Raw genomic sequence first — 16,216 nt, 5'->3', positions numbered from 1 at the left:
AAAAAGGAAATGGCATTGGTTGCACCCGTGGAAAACGGTAAGATCGTAGAGACCGCATCCCAGACTTCCGTGAGTAAAGCTGCAAAGTCCAGCAGCGGAATGGACAAGGAAGCATTTTTACAGCTTCTGGTAGCACAGATGAAATATCAGGATCCTCTGGAGCCTACGTCCAATACGGAATACATAGCACAGTATGCACAGTTCTCACAGGTAGAGCAGATGCAGAATATGTCCAACAGTATGGATCTGCAGAGAGCAAGTTCTCTGGTAGGCAAGGAGGTCTATATCAAGACCACCACATCCTCCGGCGATACCAAACTGGTGCAGGGAAAAGTGGATTATGTGTCCTACGAGAACAACAAAGCTTACCTTTATATCAACGAAAAGAAGTACTCCATTGATGATCTGGATTCCGTAGTGGATACGGATTATCTGAATGCGTACAACAAGGCTTACAACTTTACCGTAAAGCTGAACAAGCTTCCTAATGTAAACGGCATTGATTCCAGTGATGGCAAGACCATTGATGATCTGGAGAAGGAATACAACGATATGACTGATTACGAGAAATCCTTCCTGGCAAAAGATACCGTGAACAGCTTGAATAAGTACATTGAACGTCTCAAGGAGATCCGCAAAGCTGCCGAAGAAGCAGAAGAAAAGAAGGATACCGAGAGCAAGGATGAGTCAGAAGAAACTGACAGCACAGAGAGCGTATAATGCAGTAAGCAGCTGACGCAGAGGGGCAGATGGATATGGATATTCAGAACAACAGTTTTCTGTCCATTGACCAGTTGGCAAATCAGTACTTAAACAGCAGCCGCAAGACCGTAAAAGCAGCACAGGAAAATCTGGTATCTTTCCAGGAGATCCTACAGAACAAAAGCCAGGAACAGAATGTTTCCGGAACGCAGGATCTGAAATTCTCCAAGCATGCCGCCGTACGGCTGGAAAACAGAGGCATTGAGCTGACAGACGCACAGCTGGAACGCTTGAATGACGGAGCAAGAAAAGCGGGACAGAAGGGAATCAGGGATTCTCTGGTGATCGTGGATGACTTGGCCTTTATTGTGAATGTACCCAATAAGACCGTGGTGACTGCCATGAACAGCAGAGAAACCGAAGAAAACGTATTTACAAATATTAACGGAGCCGTTATTATGTAGACCGGACCAGGGATGGAGGTCATGCTCCCTTGAATGACAGAGAGGGAGCACGGTTCCAATACAGGAGGAACAAAGCACTATGATGAGATCATTGTATTCTGGCGTGGCAGGACTTAAGACACACCAGACCAGAATGGACGTAATCGGTAATAATATTGCCAACGTCAACACAACAGCTTACAAATCCAGTTCCATGACTTTCAGTGAACTGATGAGCCAGACCACACAGAAGGCCAGTGGTGCCAACGCTACCACTGGTGTCGGCGGTACCAATGCCAAGCAGATCGGTCTGGGCGTTAAGGCAGGAGCTATCAACACTGCCATTACCACACAGGGTTCCGCACAGTCTACTGGCAACCCCTTTGATATCATGATCACCGGAGACAATTTCTTCGTAGTCAGCAACGGCTCCGAGAACTTTTTTACCAGAGACGGTTCTTTCTATGTAGATGGCGCCGGCAACCTGGCAATGACCAGTACCGGTTACAACGTCATGGGATGGGGCGTGGATAAGACCACAGGTAACATCAAGCAGGATACCGTAACCGCACTGCGTATTATGAGTACAGCAAATATGACATATCCTCCTGAGGCTACCACACAGGCAAATATTTCCGGTATTCTGGATGAGAACGATAAGGATGTGACCAGTGCCAACGGTAAGACCGTAAACCTGAACTTCTTCGATGCGAGAGGTTACAGTTATACTGCAAAATTTACCTTTAAACAGTCTGGCGAACCGAACACCAATGTTTATAGTATGGAACTGACGAAACTGCTGGATTCCACCGGAGCAGAGATCGATATTTCCGCACTGGATTTCGGAAACCGTACCCAGCAGAAGATGGAGACTAAGGTGACATTGAATACCGATGCCTACAAGTGGGATGGAACGATGCTGAAAACAAAGGATGGAACCAAAGATATAGCTGACCTGACGAAAATTTTTAATGCTGATGGAAGCCTGATTGATACTTCAAACAATGCTACAGCAGCAAAGGAACAGCAGGAGGCTTTGGATGCCATTGCAGCAGCTTATGGATATGAGGGATCTACCAATGAATTTTTGAATTTGTATATTACCAGCCCTACAGACACAACGCAACAGCTTACCATGCAGCAGCTGCTTGGCAATATGAGATCTGGTACCGGAGATCAGCTGCTTCCGGCAGACGGCAGTGCTATTACCATGGAAGGTCGTTATTTTGAAGGAACTACTGTGGTATTCAATAAAGACACCGCTAAACTGGAAAGTGTCGGCGGTTCTACTACAAACTTGGGCATTAATGCAGCATTTTCACAGTTAGGTGGCAACTTCTCCGATATTACCATCGACCTGTCCGAATGCACCAACTACGATAACAAGGGTACTTCCACCATCGGTGCCACCAGTGGTGACGGACGTCGTCTGGGAGATATGATCGGTGTATCCATCCAGAAGGATGGTATGATTTACGCAAGCTATGACAACGGTATGACCAAACTGTTAGGCCAGATTGCTACCGCAGCATTTGCCAATGCCTCCGGTCTGGAGAAAGAGGGAGACAACCTTTACTCTGCAACCCTGAACTCCGGTGAGTTCGATGGTATCGGCGTAGACATCACCGCAGGCGGTGGATACATGTCCACCGGTCAGCTGGAGATGAGTAATGTAGACCTGTCTTCCGAGTTTACTGAGATGATCACCACTCAGAGAGGTTTCCAGGCCAACAGCCGTATCATTACCGTATCCGATACTTTGTTGGAAGAACTGACCAATCTGAAGCGTTAATATGTAACTATTCAGAGCCATGCAAATGCAAAAAAGGAAGCCTCGCAGAGGCGATTTTGCAAATGGGGTTCTGAATAGTTGTAAAAATAAAATGACTACATAAAGGGATAGGAAAAAACCTGTCCCTTTTGTATATATAAAAGATCAAGGGAAAAAAGTACTATAAGAAAAAATGAGAAAAATGCACAAAACGGATAAAGTGTAGAAAATGTTCGGATAACAGGGAAGGAGAAGACAGCGTGATAGAAGTTACGAAGATTAATGGGGTCAGGGTATTGGTGAATCCAGACCTGATTGAACTGGTGGAAGAGACCCCGGATACGGTGTTGACACTTACCACCGGAAAAAAAATAATTGTAAAAGAAAGTAGACAAGAAATAAAAAATCTTGTAATATTATACAGAAAGGATATTTTTGCAAGATAAAAAAGCAGAATGTCAGGTGATTTAAGTGGATATAGCATCTTTAGCTGGTATTTTATTGGCATTATTCATGTTGGTATTCGGTATCATAAGCTCCGCGGGCGTCGGAGGATTCAGAGAATATCTGGATCCGGCGTCTGCAATTATCACTTTCGGTGGAGCTTTCTCCTGTACCCTCATGTCCATGAGCTTACAGAATTACATAGCGGGTCTGAAGTCCTTTACTCTGATCTTCAAGGCACCGGCACTGAATACTTCCGAGATGATCGGCAAGATCATAGAACTTTCCAATGTGGCACGTAAGGAAGGTCTGCTGTCTCTGGAAGAAGCAGCAACGGATCTGGAGGAACCTTTCCTGAAAAAGGGAATTCTTCTGATCGTCGATGGTACCGATCCCGAACTGGTACGTGCCATCATGGAGACAGAACTGGTAAGTGTAGAGGGAAGACATAAAGAGACGATCGGTTTCTGGGATACACTGGCGGCCATGGGCCCTGCCTGGGGTATGATCGGTACCCTGATCGGTCTGGTAGATATGTTGTATCACATGGACGATCCGTCCACACTGGGACCTGCAATGGCAGTGGCGTTGATTACTACATTGTACGGATCCTTGCTGGCAAACTGGATCTGTACGCCTGTTTCCAATAAATTAAAAGCAGATAATGCTGTGGAAATGCAGCAGAAGGAAGTTATGATTGAGGGGCTTTTATCCATACAGGCTGGTGAAAATCCCCGTGTCATCGAAGAAAAACTGAAGTCATTCCTTCCTCCGAAGGACAGAACAAGTGCAGATGGTGAAGAGGAAGCAGGGGGTGAAGCATAATGGCAAAACGTAAGCCAGAAGATCCACCTGCTGGATCCCCGGCATGGATGACCACATTCAGTGACCTGATGAACTTGCTGCTGTGCTTCTTTGTTATGTTGTTTTCCATGTCTTCGATAGATGCAACCAAGTACAGCGAAATGGCAGCAGCTATGTCGAACAGCACTTTTAGCATTTTCAATGCCGGATCCACGGCAATCGGTGAGGGTATCCTGATCAGCAACGGCGTCAGCCAGTTGAATGATCTGGATGAGTATATCAGTAATGCCGGAAGAAACGCAGACAGTGAGACGGATTCTGATAATTATGAGAAATATGACAGCGCAGAAGCTTTGGAAGAGGCACTGAATGAGAAAAATCTGGAGAGCAACGAAGAACTGGCTGAAACAGTACAGGAAGCTCTGGTGGAGGACAGCCTTGCAGATCAGGTCAGTGTGTCATTTACGGCACAATATGTGCAGCTATCTATGAAGGGAGCGCTGTTGTTTGATTCCGGAAGTGACAGCCTGAAGGATCAGGCTAAGGAAGTTCTGGACAAGGTGGGAGTGATCCTGGAACGTTACGGAAGTAATTCCACCATAGAAATCGAAGGACATACAGATAATGTCCCTATTCACAGTGCGAGGTTTGCCGATAATGAAGAATTGAGCAGCGCCAGAGCACTTTCCGTGTTCTATTATCTGACAGAGACTACCTCTCTGGATCCATCTGATCTGAGACACGCAGGGATGGGTGACCGTGTACCGGTAGCTGATAACTCCACAGAAGAGGGGCGCAGCAAGAACCGGCGTGTAGAGATCAGAATCTATAATCCATCCACAACATATTAGTGTGGAGAGGGAAAGGAAGCATAAGACCAATGAAGAAAAATCTGATGACAGTATTGATTCTGGCACTGCTGGTGGTGAACATTGTGTTGACCAGCGTCATGCTTGTGAGCATTGTGGGTACGAATAAGAAGACCGCACAACTGGTAGACAATATTACCACTGCCATGAATCTGGAACTTACCGTTCCGGGGGATGAAGAAACAACGAATGTTGCCCTTACCGATACAGAGGTATATAATATTGCAGACTCCATGACAATTCCTCTGAAGAGCGAAGCAGGAGCAAAACAGGATTACATCATGTTTGATGTATCTTTGTCTATCAACAAGAAGCATAAGGATTATAAGACCTATGGCAGCAGTGACACGCTGGCAAGCTATGAGAACCTGATCAAGGATGCTATCACGGCTACCGTTTCCGCACATACAGAGGATGAGTGCAGAGAGGATATGGAAGGCTTAAAAGAGGAGATTCTGAAGTCTGTTCAGGATCTATTCCAATCCGACTTCATCTACAAGGTCGCAATCAGCGGAGTGAAATTCGGCTGATGAAGCGGGAAAATAAGATGACAGGAGGTGAGGGCCTGTGAGTGATATACTTTCACAAAGTGAAATTGATAATCTTCTGAAACAGTTGTCTGAGGGAGACCTGGATGTAGACCAGATCCAGGGGGAGGACGAGAAGCAGGTCAAAAACTATGACTTCAGCCGCCCTACCAAATTCTCCAAAGAACATTTACGAACCCTGGAGATCATATTCGAGCATTACAGCCGACTGATCTCTACGAACCTTCCGGTATATCTGCGCAAGAACGTGCAGGTATCGGTAGCAAGTTCGGAAACGGTTACGTTCAGTGAGTTCTCCAACGCACTTTCGAATCCGTCGGTGCTTGGAATTGTTAATTTTGCACCACTCAACGGCAATATTATTATAGAGATTGCAACTAATCTATGTTATGCCATGCTGGATCGTATGCTGGGAGGCAGCGGCCAGCCATTGGAAAAGAGCAGAGATTTTTCCGATATAGAGTTGACAATCTTACAGAAGCTTTTGGTCATGTTTACGCAGCTGATGCGTGAACCCTGGAAAAACGTTGTTGAGATCTCACCGGTGTTAAGCCGGTTGGAGACGAATCCCCAGTTCGCACAGGTAATTGCTCCCAGCGATATGATCGCTATTGTTACCCTGAATATGAAAATCGGGGATGTCGAAGGAATGGTAAATATCTGTCTTCCTTTCTTTACACTGGAAGATGTGATGGATAAACTGAACACCAAATACTGGTTCTCCACAATGCAGGAGAATCACGATGAACACTACGAGGAGTACATTGAGTCCATGATCCGGAGAGTAGATATTCCGATCAAGGCAGTGCTGGGAAAGAGCACCATTTCGGTGAATGATTTCCTGAATCTGCAGGTGGGCGACTGTATCCGGCTGGATTCCAGAGTCGATACCGACATGAATGTGTATGTGGGCAATATTAAAAAGTTCACGGCACTGCCCGGTACGGATAGAGATTCGTATGCTGTTCAGATCACATCGGTGATCAGAGAGGAGGAGTAACGATGGATGGGATGTTATCTCAGGATGAGATAAATGCCCTGCTGCAAGGTATGGATCTGTCGGATACCGCGGATGGCGGTGATGCGGCAGCAGATCCGGCACCGGAGAACAGTACGGCTGAAAATTATAATAATGAGAATGAAGCTGCGGAGAACGCAGCACCGGTTGTCAGTGACGGAGAGGAACTGACGGATGTAGAGAAGGATGCGATTGGCGAGGTGGCCAATATCAGTATGGGATCCTCTGCCACAACCCTATATTCACTGGTAAACCGCAAAGTAAATATTACAACTCCTGTGGTTACGCTGGCTACATGGAAAAACCTGCTGGACGCCTATGAAAAGCCCTGTGTATTTATTCAGATCAAGTATACCCAGGGACTGGACGGTACCAATATTCTGGTATTAAAAGAACATGATGTAAAAGTTATCACTGACCTGATGATGGGCGGTGACGGTACGAATACAGATGGAGAGCTGGGAGAACTGCATCTGAGTGCAATTTCCGAGGCGATGAACCAGATGATGGGCTCCGCAGCGACTTCCCTTTCCACACTGTTGCAGACGGTAATTGATATCAGCCCGCCTGAGTCTTCTCTTTTTGATCTGACAGAGGTAAAGGATGGCAAGGAAATATCTCCGTTTTTAGGAGGAACCTTTGTAAAAATCGCATTCCGTATGCAGATCGATGATCTGGTAGACAGTTCTATCATGCAGTTGTATCCCATCGATTTTGCCCGTAAGCTGGTAGAGACCTTTATCAATACCCAGATGGGAAGCCTGGGAGAAAGCAACGATCAGGCAGCAACTCAGCCGGAAAGCATACCTGCTCCCGCAGCAGCTCCGCAGAACAATGCAGGACAGATGAATGCCGGCGCAAACAATATGACTCAGATGAATATGCAGCAACCGGATCCCATGGCTATGAATCATATGAATGGCATGAATCAGATGGGCAACATGGGAATGCCACAGATGAACGGCATGAACCAGATGAATGGCATGAACCAGACGGGTGGCATGGGTATGAATCAGATGCCTGGCATGGACATGAATAGCATGAACCAGATGGGGATGAATGGTATGCCTCAGATGGGAATGCAGCAGATGGGGAACATGGGAATGCAACAGATGAATGGCATGGGCATGATGAACCAGATGGGCAATATGGGAATGCCGCAGCAGAATGTCAATGTGCAGCCTGCACAGTTCCAGAGCTTCTCAAATGACAGCATGGGACTTTCCGGACAGGAAAATATTGGTCTGATCAAAGATGTCCCTTTGGAAGTTACCGTAGAGCTTGGCAGAACGACGAAATCCATTTCCGAGATTCTGGAGTTCTCACCGGGTACGATCATTGAACTGGATCGTATTGCAGGAGAACCGATCGATGTTCTGGTAAACGGAAAATTTGTAGCCAAGGGTGAAGTTGTTGTAATTGAAGAAAGCTTTGGCGTCCGTATTACGGAAATTATTAAATAAAACAGAGAATAGACCAAACAAATGGAGGAAAATTAAATGGCAAAGAATATTTTGATCTGCGATGATGCAGCGTTCATGAGAATGATGATTAAGGACATTCTGACCAAGAACGGTTACAATGTTGCAGGAGAAGCAGAGAACGGAATGAAGGCAGTGGAGAAGTTCAAGGAAGTGAATCCCGATCTGGTTCTGATGGACATCACCATGCCTGAGATGGACGGCATCCAGGCACTGAAGGAGATCAAGAAGTTAGACGGTGGTGCTAAGGTTATCATGTGTTCTGCAATGGGCCAGCAGGCAATGGTTATCGAGTCTATCCAGGCCGGTGCCAAAGATTTCATTGTAAAACCTTTTCAGGCAGAACGTGTTATTGAAGCTGTGAAAAAGGTAGTGGGTTAATGATCATACTTACCGGAAAAGCAGACAGTTATGCCCAGTTCATTACAGTATTGTTCATCTTTGTGGCAGTACTGGCGGTAACCGCATTGGTAACGAAATGGATCGCAGGATACCAGAAACAACAGGGAGCGGCAGGCAATATTGAAGTGAGAGAGACCGTTCGGATCGCAAATAACAAATACATTCAGCTGGTCCGGATCGGTGAGTCTTATTTTGCCATTGCGGTCTGCAAGGATACCGTAACGGCCCTGGGACAGATTCCTGCAGAACAACTGAAAGGTAAGACTACATTGGAAAGTACTTCCGGGTTCCGGGAATTATTGGAACGTGCGGCGAAGAAAGAGAATGAAGAGAAAGATCATTGATGCAAGTATAAAATTAAAGACGATTATCTATATGGTATGCCTGCTGGTCACGGTAGGCATATTGTGTATTTGTACACCGGTAAAGGTGCAGGCATCGGAGCGTCATCTGACGGGAGATACGGAAGTTTCCACGGTGATCAATCCGGCGGGAACAGCCACGACCCCGGAAGAGGTAGGACAGCTGAATACGGCGAATACTGTCAGCATTACCTACAATAACGGTAACGGACAGATCAACGGTGCGCTTCGGATTCTGATCACTCTGACGCTGATCGCACTGGCACCGACCATTATTATCATGATGACCTCTTTTACGAGGATCATCATCGTGCTGCATTTTACCAGGTCTGCACTGAATACCCAGACGGCACCGCCGAACCAGATCCTGATCGGACTGGCACTGATCCTGACATTTTTCATTATGGAGCCTACGATCACGAGGATCAATGAGGAAGCAATCCAGCCTTTTGAGGAGGGCACGATCGATCAGGATGAGGCTCTGGAAAAAGGCATGGCTCCCTTACGGGAATTCATGTATCCCCAGACCCAGGTGAAGGATGTGGAGCTGTTCATGGATATTGCGGGTCAGGAGTGGGACGGAACCCTGGAGGATATTCCGAATTCCGTGCTGATTCCCAGCTTTATGATCAGCGAACTGCGAATGGCGTTCTGGATCGGCTTTATGATCTATATTCCTTTTATTGTAATTGATATGGTAGTGGCATCCACTCTGATGAGTATGGGTATGATGATGCTACCGCCGACGACGATCTCCATGCCCTTCAAGATCCTGCTGTTCGTACTGGCAGACGGTTGGGCACTGATCATAGGGCAACTGGTACAGACATTTTATTAGATTCGTAAGATGAGGTTTTGCTATGACGATAGATGCAGTATCGGAAATGACGAATAATGCGTTATATGTGATCATCAAGGTATCCCTGCCGGTGTTGCTGGTATCCCTGGTTGTTGGTCTGGTCATCAGTATTTTCCAGACGGTGACTTCCATTCAGGAGCAGACACTGACCTTTGTACCGAAGATCGTTGCCATCTTTTTGTGTCTGGTGGTTATCGGTCACTGGATGATGAACACGATGGTGGAGTACACGGTGCAATTGTGGTCAAGTTTCAGCCAGTATGTACATAGGTGACGGGAAGAAATATGGTAGATCTTTCTTTTTCAATATATGATCTTGAATATTTTCTGCTGATATTCGTAAGAGTATCCTGCTTTGTATATATAGCGCCTTATTTCGGGATGAATGACACCCCGGCCAGAATCCGGATCGGCATCAGCTTTTTTACGGCGTGGCTGCTTTATGAGACGCTGACACCGGCGGATGCGGTAGTTGTTGACACTGTGATGGAATATGCGGTGATCGTCATGAAAGAGGCAATTGCCGGGCTGCTGATCGGTTTCGGGGCCAATATCTGTATGGCAGTCGTGAATTTTGCCGGTTCCATTGCTGACATGGAGACAGGCCTGTCCATGGCTACGTTACTGGATCCGGCTACGAAAGAGACCACCAGCATTACCGGTGTCTTGTATCAGTATTCTTTTATGCTGATGCTGATCGCTTCCGGAATGTACAGGTATCTTTTCGGAGCACTGGCAGACAGCTTTACACTGATCCCGGTGAACGGGGTGGTGTTTCACGCGGACAGTCTGTTACAATCCATGACAGAATTTATGAGTGATTATATCCTGATCGGCTTTCGTATTGTATTGCCGATTTTTTGTGTGATATTGCTTCTGAATGCAATCCTGGGAGTGCTGGCCAAGGTGTCTCCCCAGCTGAATATGTTTGCAGTAGGTATTCAGCTGAAGGTTCTGGCGGGGCTGACGGCAATGTTCCTTACCACCGGGATGCTTCCGGGGGCTGCCGATTTTGTCTATCAGGAAATGAAAAAGATGGTAGTATCTTTTATCGGAGGTATGATGTGATCCTGGAATATGATTTGCAATTCTTCGCTGCAGAAGGGATGGGCGGAGAGAAGACAGAGCCTGCTACCGAGAAAAAACTATCTGATGCCAGAAAAGAAGGTCAGGTTGCCAAAAGCCGTGAAATTGCCAATGGATTTGGACTTTTGACGGTGTTCCTGGTATTGAAAATATGGGTAGGACACATGGGGTATCAGTTTATAAATGTGTTCAGCGTCATTTACGAGAGAATTCCCGAGGTGGTGACTTTCTGGCATGGAAATATGCCACAGCAGGACACCGCAATCGCATTCCGGCAGATGCTTTTACAGGCCATCATCATTATGGCACCGCTCCTTTTGCTGGGATTAGTGGTGGCATTTTTGAGCGATGTGGTGCAGGTGGGCTGGAAGCCTACGGGAAAACCGCTACAGCCCAAGTTCAGTAAATTGAACCCGCTTTCGGGCTTCAAAAGAATTTTTTCTGCCAATGCGCTGGTGGAACTGATCAAGTCCATTCTGAAGATTGGATTGATCACTTACATATGTTATAATTATCTGAAAGATAAATGGCCTCTGCTGTTTTCCCTGTATGATATGGATCTGATGCAGGCTATTGCATTGATCGGCGGAACGGTGACAGATCTGGGAATCCGGGTGTCTCTGGTCTATATGATCATTTCGGCTGCGGATTTTATCTACCAGAAGTACAAATTCAGCAAAGACATGCGAATGACCAAGCAGGAGATCAAGGAAGAGTACAAGCAGCAGGAAGGTGATCCGCAGATCAAGGGGCGTATCCGTCAGAAGATGCAGGAAGCTTCCAGACGGAGAATGATGCAGAATCTGCCCCAGGCGGACGTGGTCATCACGAACCCCACTCATTATGCGGTGGCAATCAAATACGATCCGGAGGTGGCGGATGCCCCTATTGTGATCGCGAAAGGTGAGGATTATCTGGCAGCGAAGATCAAGGAGATCGCCAGAGAGCATCAGATAGAAATCGTAGAAAACAAACCACTTGCCAGAATGCTGTATGCAAACGTGGATGTGGGACAGGCGGTGCCACCGGAATTGTACCAGGCGGTAGCAGAAGTCCTGGCGTTTGTATATCATCTGCAAGGGAAAGTATAGAAGTATAGAGAAGAAATAGAAACATTAGCAAAAAGATGAAAATACACAAAAAGAGAAAGGAGGTCAGGCACAGATGAAAATGAAAAAAGCGGATGTGGCGGTAGCAATTTATATCATGGCTGCCATTATCATGTTTATTGTGCCGATTCCCTCCTGGCTGCTGGATATTCTGTTAGCAATTAATATTTCCGTGGCGCTGACGATCCTGTTCGCCACGATGTTCAGTAAGGAAGTTCTGGATATGTCCTTCTTCCCTACGATGCTGCTGTTTACCACGATCTTCCGTATTGCGCTGAATACCTCATCCACCCGTCTGATCCTGAGAGACGGCAATGCAGGTAATGTCGTAGAAACTTTCGGTGAGTTCGTAGGTGGCGGTGATCTGGTCATCGGTGTCATTATCTTCATCATTCTGATCCTGATCCAGTTTATGGTCATCAACAAAGGTTCAGAGCGTGTATCTGAAGTAACAGCGAGATTTACCCTGGATGCAATGCCCGGTAAGCAGATGGCTATTGATGCGGATCTGAACACCGGAGCCATTACAGATGCGGAAGCAAAGAAGAGAAGAGAGAAAATCCAGGAAGAGGCAAGCTTTTTCGGTTCCATGGATGGTGCCGTAAAATATGTAAAAGGAGATGCGGTTGCGGGTCTTCTGATCACCACCATCAATATTGTGGGTGGTATCATCATGGGAATGACGAGACAAGGCATGGATATTACCAGCGCTCTGAATAAATACGCTATCCTGACTATCGGTGACGGTCTGGTAAGCCAGATCCCCTCCCTGTTGATCTCACTGTCCACCGGTATTCTGGTGACCAAGGGAAGCAAGGATGCTGACTTCGGTACGACACTGGTAAGCCAGTTGTTCGGTGTACCCAAGGGTCTGTACCTGGTGGGAGCCATGCTGGCAATCCTGGGATTCGTGACAGAATTGAACACGATCCTGTTCGTGGGATTGGGACTGGTGTTTATCATCGTGGCAAGAAATATCGAGGGCACGATCGAGACAGCACAGATCGAACAGGAGGTAGACAGTGAGGAAGCTGCGGCGGAGGAGATCCGGCAGCCGGAAAATGTCAACAGTCTGTTGCAGGTGGATCCCATCGAGCTGGAATTCGGTTACGGTATTATTCCTCTGGCGGATGTGAACCAGGGCGGTGACCTGTTGGATCGCGTGGTTATGATCCGAAGACAGATTGCGCTGGAACTTGGTACGGTGGTGCCTATTATCCGTTTGCGTGATAATATTCAGCTGAATCCGAATCAGTATATCATCAAGATCAAAGGTATTCAGGTCAGTGAGGGAGAAATCCTGTTTGACCATTATATGGCAATGAATCCCGGTTATGTGGAAGAGGAGATTACGGGTATCCCCACGTTCGAGCCTTCCTTCCATCTGCCGGCTATCTGGATCACGGAAGGTCAGAGAGAGCGGGCGGAGAGCCTGGGCTACACGGTAGTAGATCCCCCTTCCATCATCGCTACGCATCTGACGGAGATCATCCGCCAGCACATTGCGGAGCTGCTGACCAGACAGGATGTACAGAACCTTATCAACAATGTAAAAGAGAACAATCCTTCTCTGGTGGACGAGCTGGTACCAAAGTTGTTGGGACTGGGCGAGATCCAGAAAGTATTGCAGAATCTGTTGCGGGAGGGAATCTCCATCCGGGATCTGCTGACGATTCTGGAGACTCTGGCGGATTATGCACCGACGACAAGGGATACCGATATCCTGACGGAGTATGTGAGACAGAGCTTAAAGAGAGCAATCTCCACCAAGTATTTCCCTTCCCACGAGACTACCAGTGTGCTGACGCTGGATCCAAAGATCGAGCAGGAAGTCATGGGAAGCGTAAAACAGACAGAGACAGGAGCTTTCCTGAATCTGGATCCCGCCAGAAGCAAAGCAATTCTCAATGCGGTGGGAGAAGAGATCAAAAAGCTGGAAAACATGGGAAAGACCCCCATTATCATGACATCACCGATCGTAAGAATGTATTTCAAGCGGCTGACCGAAGATTATTATCCGGATCTGGTCGTAGTGTCTTACAACGAAGTAGAATCGAATGTGGAATTGCAGTCTGTGGGTATGGTCACAGCTTAAGATATTAAGCGCATTGAACCGACACAGGAACGAGGAACAGTATGATAATTAAGAAATTTACCGGGAAAACAGAAGCAGAGGCAACAGAGGCTGCGAAAAAAGAATTGGGAAACGGACTGGTGATCATGAATGTCCGTGAAGTGAAAAAGAAAGGGCTGTTCTCTTTTCTGTCACCGAAGCAGATCGAGGTGACCGCTGCGCTGGAGGATGAGTCCCCACAGAGATCTGTGGTAAACAGTCTGAATCGTACGGAAGCTTCCGGGGCAGGTGTAGGTACGGCGAAGACTGTATCGATGAAAAACAGCACGGAAAATATAGAAAAAAAGCTGGATAGTCTGCAGACGCTTTTGGAAAGTCAGTTAAACAGCAGACCGGTAGATGCAAATACGGAGAAGGCAGCGGAAGCACAGAAAGAAGCTTTGGACAGTGAAGCGGAAGCAGCAGTGGAAAAGCAGGAAGAAAAAGAGGACGAGCAGAATCCGGAGCAGGATAAGTTCATCCGTCTGCTGTATAACAAAATGCTGGATAATGAGATGGATGAAAAATATGTCAACAGTATTCTGGAGGATGCTTCCAAGACAAAGAAAGCGGATCTTCCCTTTGATTATCTACTGGCGAATATTTATCAGAAGATGGTGTTGAAATTCGGAAAATCCGAAGGAATCACTCCGGCGGAGGACGGACCGAGAATCGTATGGTTCATCGGACCTACCGGTGTGGGTAAGACGACTACCATCGCCAAACTGGCAGGAAAATATTGTGTGGAAGACAAGAAAAAGGTGGCTCTCCTTACGGCAGATACCTATCGTATTGCGGCAGCGGAGCAGTTGCGGACCTATGCCAATATTCTGGAGACACCTTTCCGCGTGATCTATACACCGGAGGAGTTGCAGACCGCCATTGATGATTACTGGGACTGTGATTATATTTTTATCGATACAGCGGGGAGATCGCACCAGAATGCGGAACAGTTGGAGAAAATGAAGGAAATGGTGGGTGGACTGAAGAGACCGGAGGACTATCAGGTATTTCTGGTATTAAGTGCTACCACAAAATACAGGGATCTCCAGAAGATCGCAGACTGTTACGGAAAGATCGCAAAGTTTGAGTTGATTTTTACAAAGTTGGATGAAACAGAAGCAGTGGGGAATCTGCTGAACATAAAGCTTTATACGGATGCACCGATCGCATATGTGACCTGTGGTCAAAACGTTCCGGATGACATGGAAATGTTCAATCCTCAGAAGACGGTGAAACAGATCCTCGGAGGTAAGGAATAGAGAGGAAGGAAGAAAGCTTTAACAGAAAGGCGCGTGAAAATGGATCAGGCGGAACAGCTAAGGATCATTAAAGCAAATAACCAAATACGACCTACTGCAAGAGTCATTACCGTTACTTCCGGCAAGGGTGGCGTGGGAAAATCCAATATGTCCATCAATCTGGCAATTCAATTCCGCAAAATGGGCAAACGGGTGATCATTCTGGATGCTGATTTCGGGCTGGCGAACATCGAGATCATGTTCGGAGCAATACCGAAGCACAACCTGTGTGATCTGGTTTACGAGGGCAAGAGCATCAGTGATATCATTACCTGGGGCCCTATGGAAGTGGGATTTATTTCTGGTGGTTCGGGAATTGCCGGGATGTCCAATCTGGGAAAAGATGCCCTGACCTGTATCATACAGAATCTGGCGGAGCTGGATGCCCTGACGGATATCATTATCGTGGATACCGGAGCGGGAATCTCTGACAGTGTGTTGGAATTTCTGGTGGCCAGCGGGGAAGTGCTGCTGGTGACCACACCGGAGCCTACTTCCATCACGGATTCCTATTCTCTGCTGAAGGCACTGTACAGACATCCGAGATTCCAGGAGGATTTCACGAAGGTGATGATGGTGGCCAACCGGGTAAGTAATATCAAGGAAGGCCAGGTACTGTTTGACAAGCTGAATGCAGTCGTGACCAGATACCTGAAAATTCCCATGACTTATATGGGATGTGTACCTCAGGATCCTCAGGTCATGCAGGCGGTGATGCAGCAGGTACCCGTATCCATACAGAATCCGGGAGCAAAGGCAAGCCAGGCTTATCAGAGAATCGCAGAGAGAATGTGCGAAAAAGAAGACGATACAGCGCAGGAGCAGCAGCCCAGGCGCGGAATGGCAGCATTTTTTTCTCACATTATAGGTACGAGAAATGGAGCTACAAAACAGTCCAGATAAG

The 16,216-nt window shown here is 47.0% G+C and carries 18 protein-coding genes; all 18 read left to right on the top strand.

From position 1 onward, the window contains the following. Nucleotides 1–9 precede the first annotated feature (9 nt). The 18 genes from DWZ61_RS02365 to DWZ61_RS02280 all read left to right on the top strand — a co-directional run bounded on the left by DWZ61_RS02365 (nt 10) and on the right by DWZ61_RS02280 (nt 16,215). Nucleotides 10–720 (top strand): flagellar hook capping FlgD N-terminal domain-containing protein, encoded by a 711-nt coding sequence (locus DWZ61_RS02365; protein ID WP_022311829.1) that lies wholly within the window; start codon nt 10–12, stop codon nt 718–720. A 29-nt stretch (nt 721–749) separates the two neighbouring features. Then, a complete protein-coding gene (locus tag DWZ61_RS02360) occupies nt 750–1,166 on the top strand; it encodes a TIGR02530 family flagellar biosynthesis protein (RefSeq protein WP_022311828.1) in 417 nt (138 codons plus the stop codon). 79 nt (nt 1,167–1,245) lie between these two features. Continuing rightward, nucleotides 1,246–2,937, top strand: coding sequence for a flagellar hook-basal body complex protein (locus DWZ61_RS02355; protein ID WP_118537287.1), 1,692 nt, complete (start codon nt 1,246–1,248; stop codon nt 2,935–2,937). Nucleotides 2,938–3,176: 239 nt separating this feature from the next. After that, entirely contained in the window at nt 3,177–3,362 is a 186-nt protein-coding gene (locus DWZ61_RS02350; protein WP_118537286.1) for a flagellar FlbD family protein, read from the top strand. 25 nt (nt 3,363–3,387) lie between these two features. Beyond that, complete coding sequence (locus DWZ61_RS02345) at nt 3,388–4,185, top strand: motility protein A (protein WP_022313078.1); 798 nt, start codon at nt 3,388–3,390, stop codon at nt 4,183–4,185. Further along, nucleotides 4,185–5,015, top strand: a complete 831-nt coding sequence (locus DWZ61_RS02340) for a flagellar motor protein MotB (RefSeq protein ID WP_118537285.1) — start codon at nt 4,185–4,187, stop codon at nt 5,013–5,015. The genes DWZ61_RS02345 and DWZ61_RS02340 overlap by 1 nt, the downstream gene beginning before the upstream one ends. 29 nt (nt 5,016–5,044) lie before the next feature. Continuing rightward, the gene (locus DWZ61_RS02335) at nt 5,045–5,563 is read left to right on the top strand and encodes a flagellar basal body-associated FliL family protein (RefSeq protein ID WP_022313076.1); all 519 of its coding nucleotides are present in this window, start codon (nt 5,045–5,047) and stop codon (nt 5,561–5,563) included. 37 nt (nt 5,564–5,600) lie between these two features. Next, nucleotides 5,601–6,581, top strand: a complete 981-nt coding sequence (gene fliM / locus DWZ61_RS02330; protein ID WP_118537284.1) for a flagellar motor switch protein FliM — start codon at nt 5,601–5,603, stop codon at nt 6,579–6,581. A gap of 2 nt (nt 6,582–6,583) precedes the next feature. Continuing rightward, the gene (gene fliY / locus DWZ61_RS02325; RefSeq protein ID WP_118537283.1) at nt 6,584–8,062 is read left to right on the top strand and encodes a flagellar motor switch phosphatase FliY; all 1,479 of its coding nucleotides are present in this window, start codon (nt 6,584–6,586) and stop codon (nt 8,060–8,062) included. 36 nt (nt 8,063–8,098) lie between these two features. Next, on the top strand, nt 8,099–8,461 hold the full coding sequence (locus DWZ61_RS02320; RefSeq protein ID WP_022313073.1) for a response regulator: 363 nt from the start codon (nt 8,099–8,101) through the stop codon (nt 8,459–8,461). Further along, on the top strand, nt 8,461–8,826 hold the full coding sequence (locus DWZ61_RS02315; protein ID WP_022313072.1) for a flagellar biosynthetic protein FliO: 366 nt from the start codon (nt 8,461–8,463) through the stop codon (nt 8,824–8,826). The genes DWZ61_RS02320 and DWZ61_RS02315 overlap by 1 nt, the downstream gene beginning before the upstream one ends. Beyond that, a complete protein-coding gene (gene fliP / locus DWZ61_RS02310) occupies nt 8,807–9,682 on the top strand; it encodes a flagellar type III secretion system pore protein FliP (RefSeq protein ID WP_243026330.1) in 876 nt (291 codons plus the stop codon). The genes DWZ61_RS02315 and fliP overlap by 20 nt, the downstream gene beginning before the upstream one ends. Before the next feature lie 22 nt (nt 9,683–9,704). Beyond that, nucleotides 9,705–9,977 (top strand): flagellar biosynthesis protein FliQ, encoded by a 273-nt coding sequence (gene fliQ / locus DWZ61_RS02305; RefSeq protein ID WP_118537282.1) that lies wholly within the window; start codon nt 9,705–9,707, stop codon nt 9,975–9,977. Nucleotides 9,978–9,988: 11 nt separating this feature from the next. Beyond that, entirely contained in the window at nt 9,989–10,771 is a 783-nt protein-coding gene (gene fliR, locus DWZ61_RS02300) for a flagellar biosynthetic protein FliR (protein WP_118537281.1), read from the top strand. After that, on the top strand, nt 10,768–11,880 hold the full coding sequence (gene flhB, locus DWZ61_RS02295; RefSeq protein ID WP_337544842.1) for a flagellar biosynthesis protein FlhB: 1,113 nt from the start codon (nt 10,768–10,770) through the stop codon (nt 11,878–11,880). The genes fliR and flhB overlap by 4 nt, the downstream gene beginning before the upstream one ends. 73 nt (nt 11,881–11,953) lie before the next feature. Continuing rightward, entirely contained in the window at nt 11,954–13,993 is a 2,040-nt protein-coding gene (gene flhA, locus DWZ61_RS02290; RefSeq protein ID WP_118537280.1) for a flagellar biosynthesis protein FlhA, read from the top strand. Nucleotides 13,994–14,034: 41 nt separating this feature from the next. Further along, nucleotides 14,035–15,273, top strand: a complete 1,239-nt coding sequence (gene flhF / locus DWZ61_RS02285) for a flagellar biosynthesis protein FlhF (RefSeq protein ID WP_118537279.1) — start codon at nt 14,035–14,037, stop codon at nt 15,271–15,273. Nucleotides 15,274–15,312: 39 nt separating this feature from the next. Next, complete coding sequence (locus tag DWZ61_RS02280) at nt 15,313–16,215, top strand: MinD/ParA family protein (protein WP_118537278.1); 903 nt, start codon at nt 15,313–15,315, stop codon at nt 16,213–16,215. Nucleotide 16,216 lies beyond the last annotated feature (1 nt).

Source organism: Clostridium sp. AF34-10BH, assembly GCF_003478095.1.
GTDB classification, from domain to species: Bacteria; Bacillota; Clostridia; order Lachnospirales; family Lachnospiraceae; genus Acetatifactor; species Acetatifactor acetigignens.
This window is presented reverse-complemented; position numbering and strand designations above follow the sequence as displayed.

Excerpts from the sequence above, each read along its gene's own strand:
- DWZ61_RS02365 (WP_022311829.1), top strand. The coding sequence starts at position 10 with ATGGCATTGGTTGCACCCGTGGAAAACGGTAAGATCGTAGAGACCGCA.
- DWZ61_RS02360 (WP_022311828.1), top strand. The coding sequence starts at position 750 with ATGGATATGGATATTCAGAACAACAGTTTTCTGTCCATTGACCAGTTG.
- DWZ61_RS02355 (WP_118537287.1), top strand. The coding sequence starts at position 1,246 with ATGATGAGATCATTGTATTCTGGCGTGGCAGGACTTAAGACACACCAG.
- DWZ61_RS02340 (WP_118537285.1), top strand. The coding sequence starts at position 4,185 with ATGGCAAAACGTAAGCCAGAAGATCCACCTGCTGGATCCCCGGCATGG.
- DWZ61_RS02335 (WP_022313076.1), top strand. The coding sequence starts at position 5,045 with ATGAAGAAAAATCTGATGACAGTATTGATTCTGGCACTGCTGGTGGTG.
- fliY (WP_118537283.1), top strand. The coding sequence starts at position 6,584 with ATGGATGGGATGTTATCTCAGGATGAGATAAATGCCCTGCTGCAAGGT.
- DWZ61_RS02320 (WP_022313073.1), top strand. The coding sequence starts at position 8,099 with ATGGCAAAGAATATTTTGATCTGCGATGATGCAGCGTTCATGAGAATG.
- DWZ61_RS02315 (WP_022313072.1), top strand. The coding sequence starts at position 8,461 with ATGATCATACTTACCGGAAAAGCAGACAGTTATGCCCAGTTCATTACA.
- fliP (WP_243026330.1), top strand. The coding sequence starts at position 8,807 with ATGAAGAGAAAGATCATTGATGCAAGTATAAAATTAAAGACGATTATC.
- fliQ (WP_118537282.1), top strand. The coding sequence starts at position 9,705 with ATGACGATAGATGCAGTATCGGAAATGACGAATAATGCGTTATATGTG.
- fliR (WP_118537281.1), top strand. The coding sequence starts at position 9,989 with ATGGTAGATCTTTCTTTTTCAATATATGATCTTGAATATTTTCTGCTG.
- flhA (WP_118537280.1), top strand. The coding sequence starts at position 11,954 with ATGAAAATGAAAAAAGCGGATGTGGCGGTAGCAATTTATATCATGGCT.
- flhF (WP_118537279.1), top strand. The coding sequence starts at position 14,035 with ATGATAATTAAGAAATTTACCGGGAAAACAGAAGCAGAGGCAACAGAG.
- DWZ61_RS02280 (WP_118537278.1), top strand. The coding sequence starts at position 15,313 with ATGGATCAGGCGGAACAGCTAAGGATCATTAAAGCAAATAACCAAATA.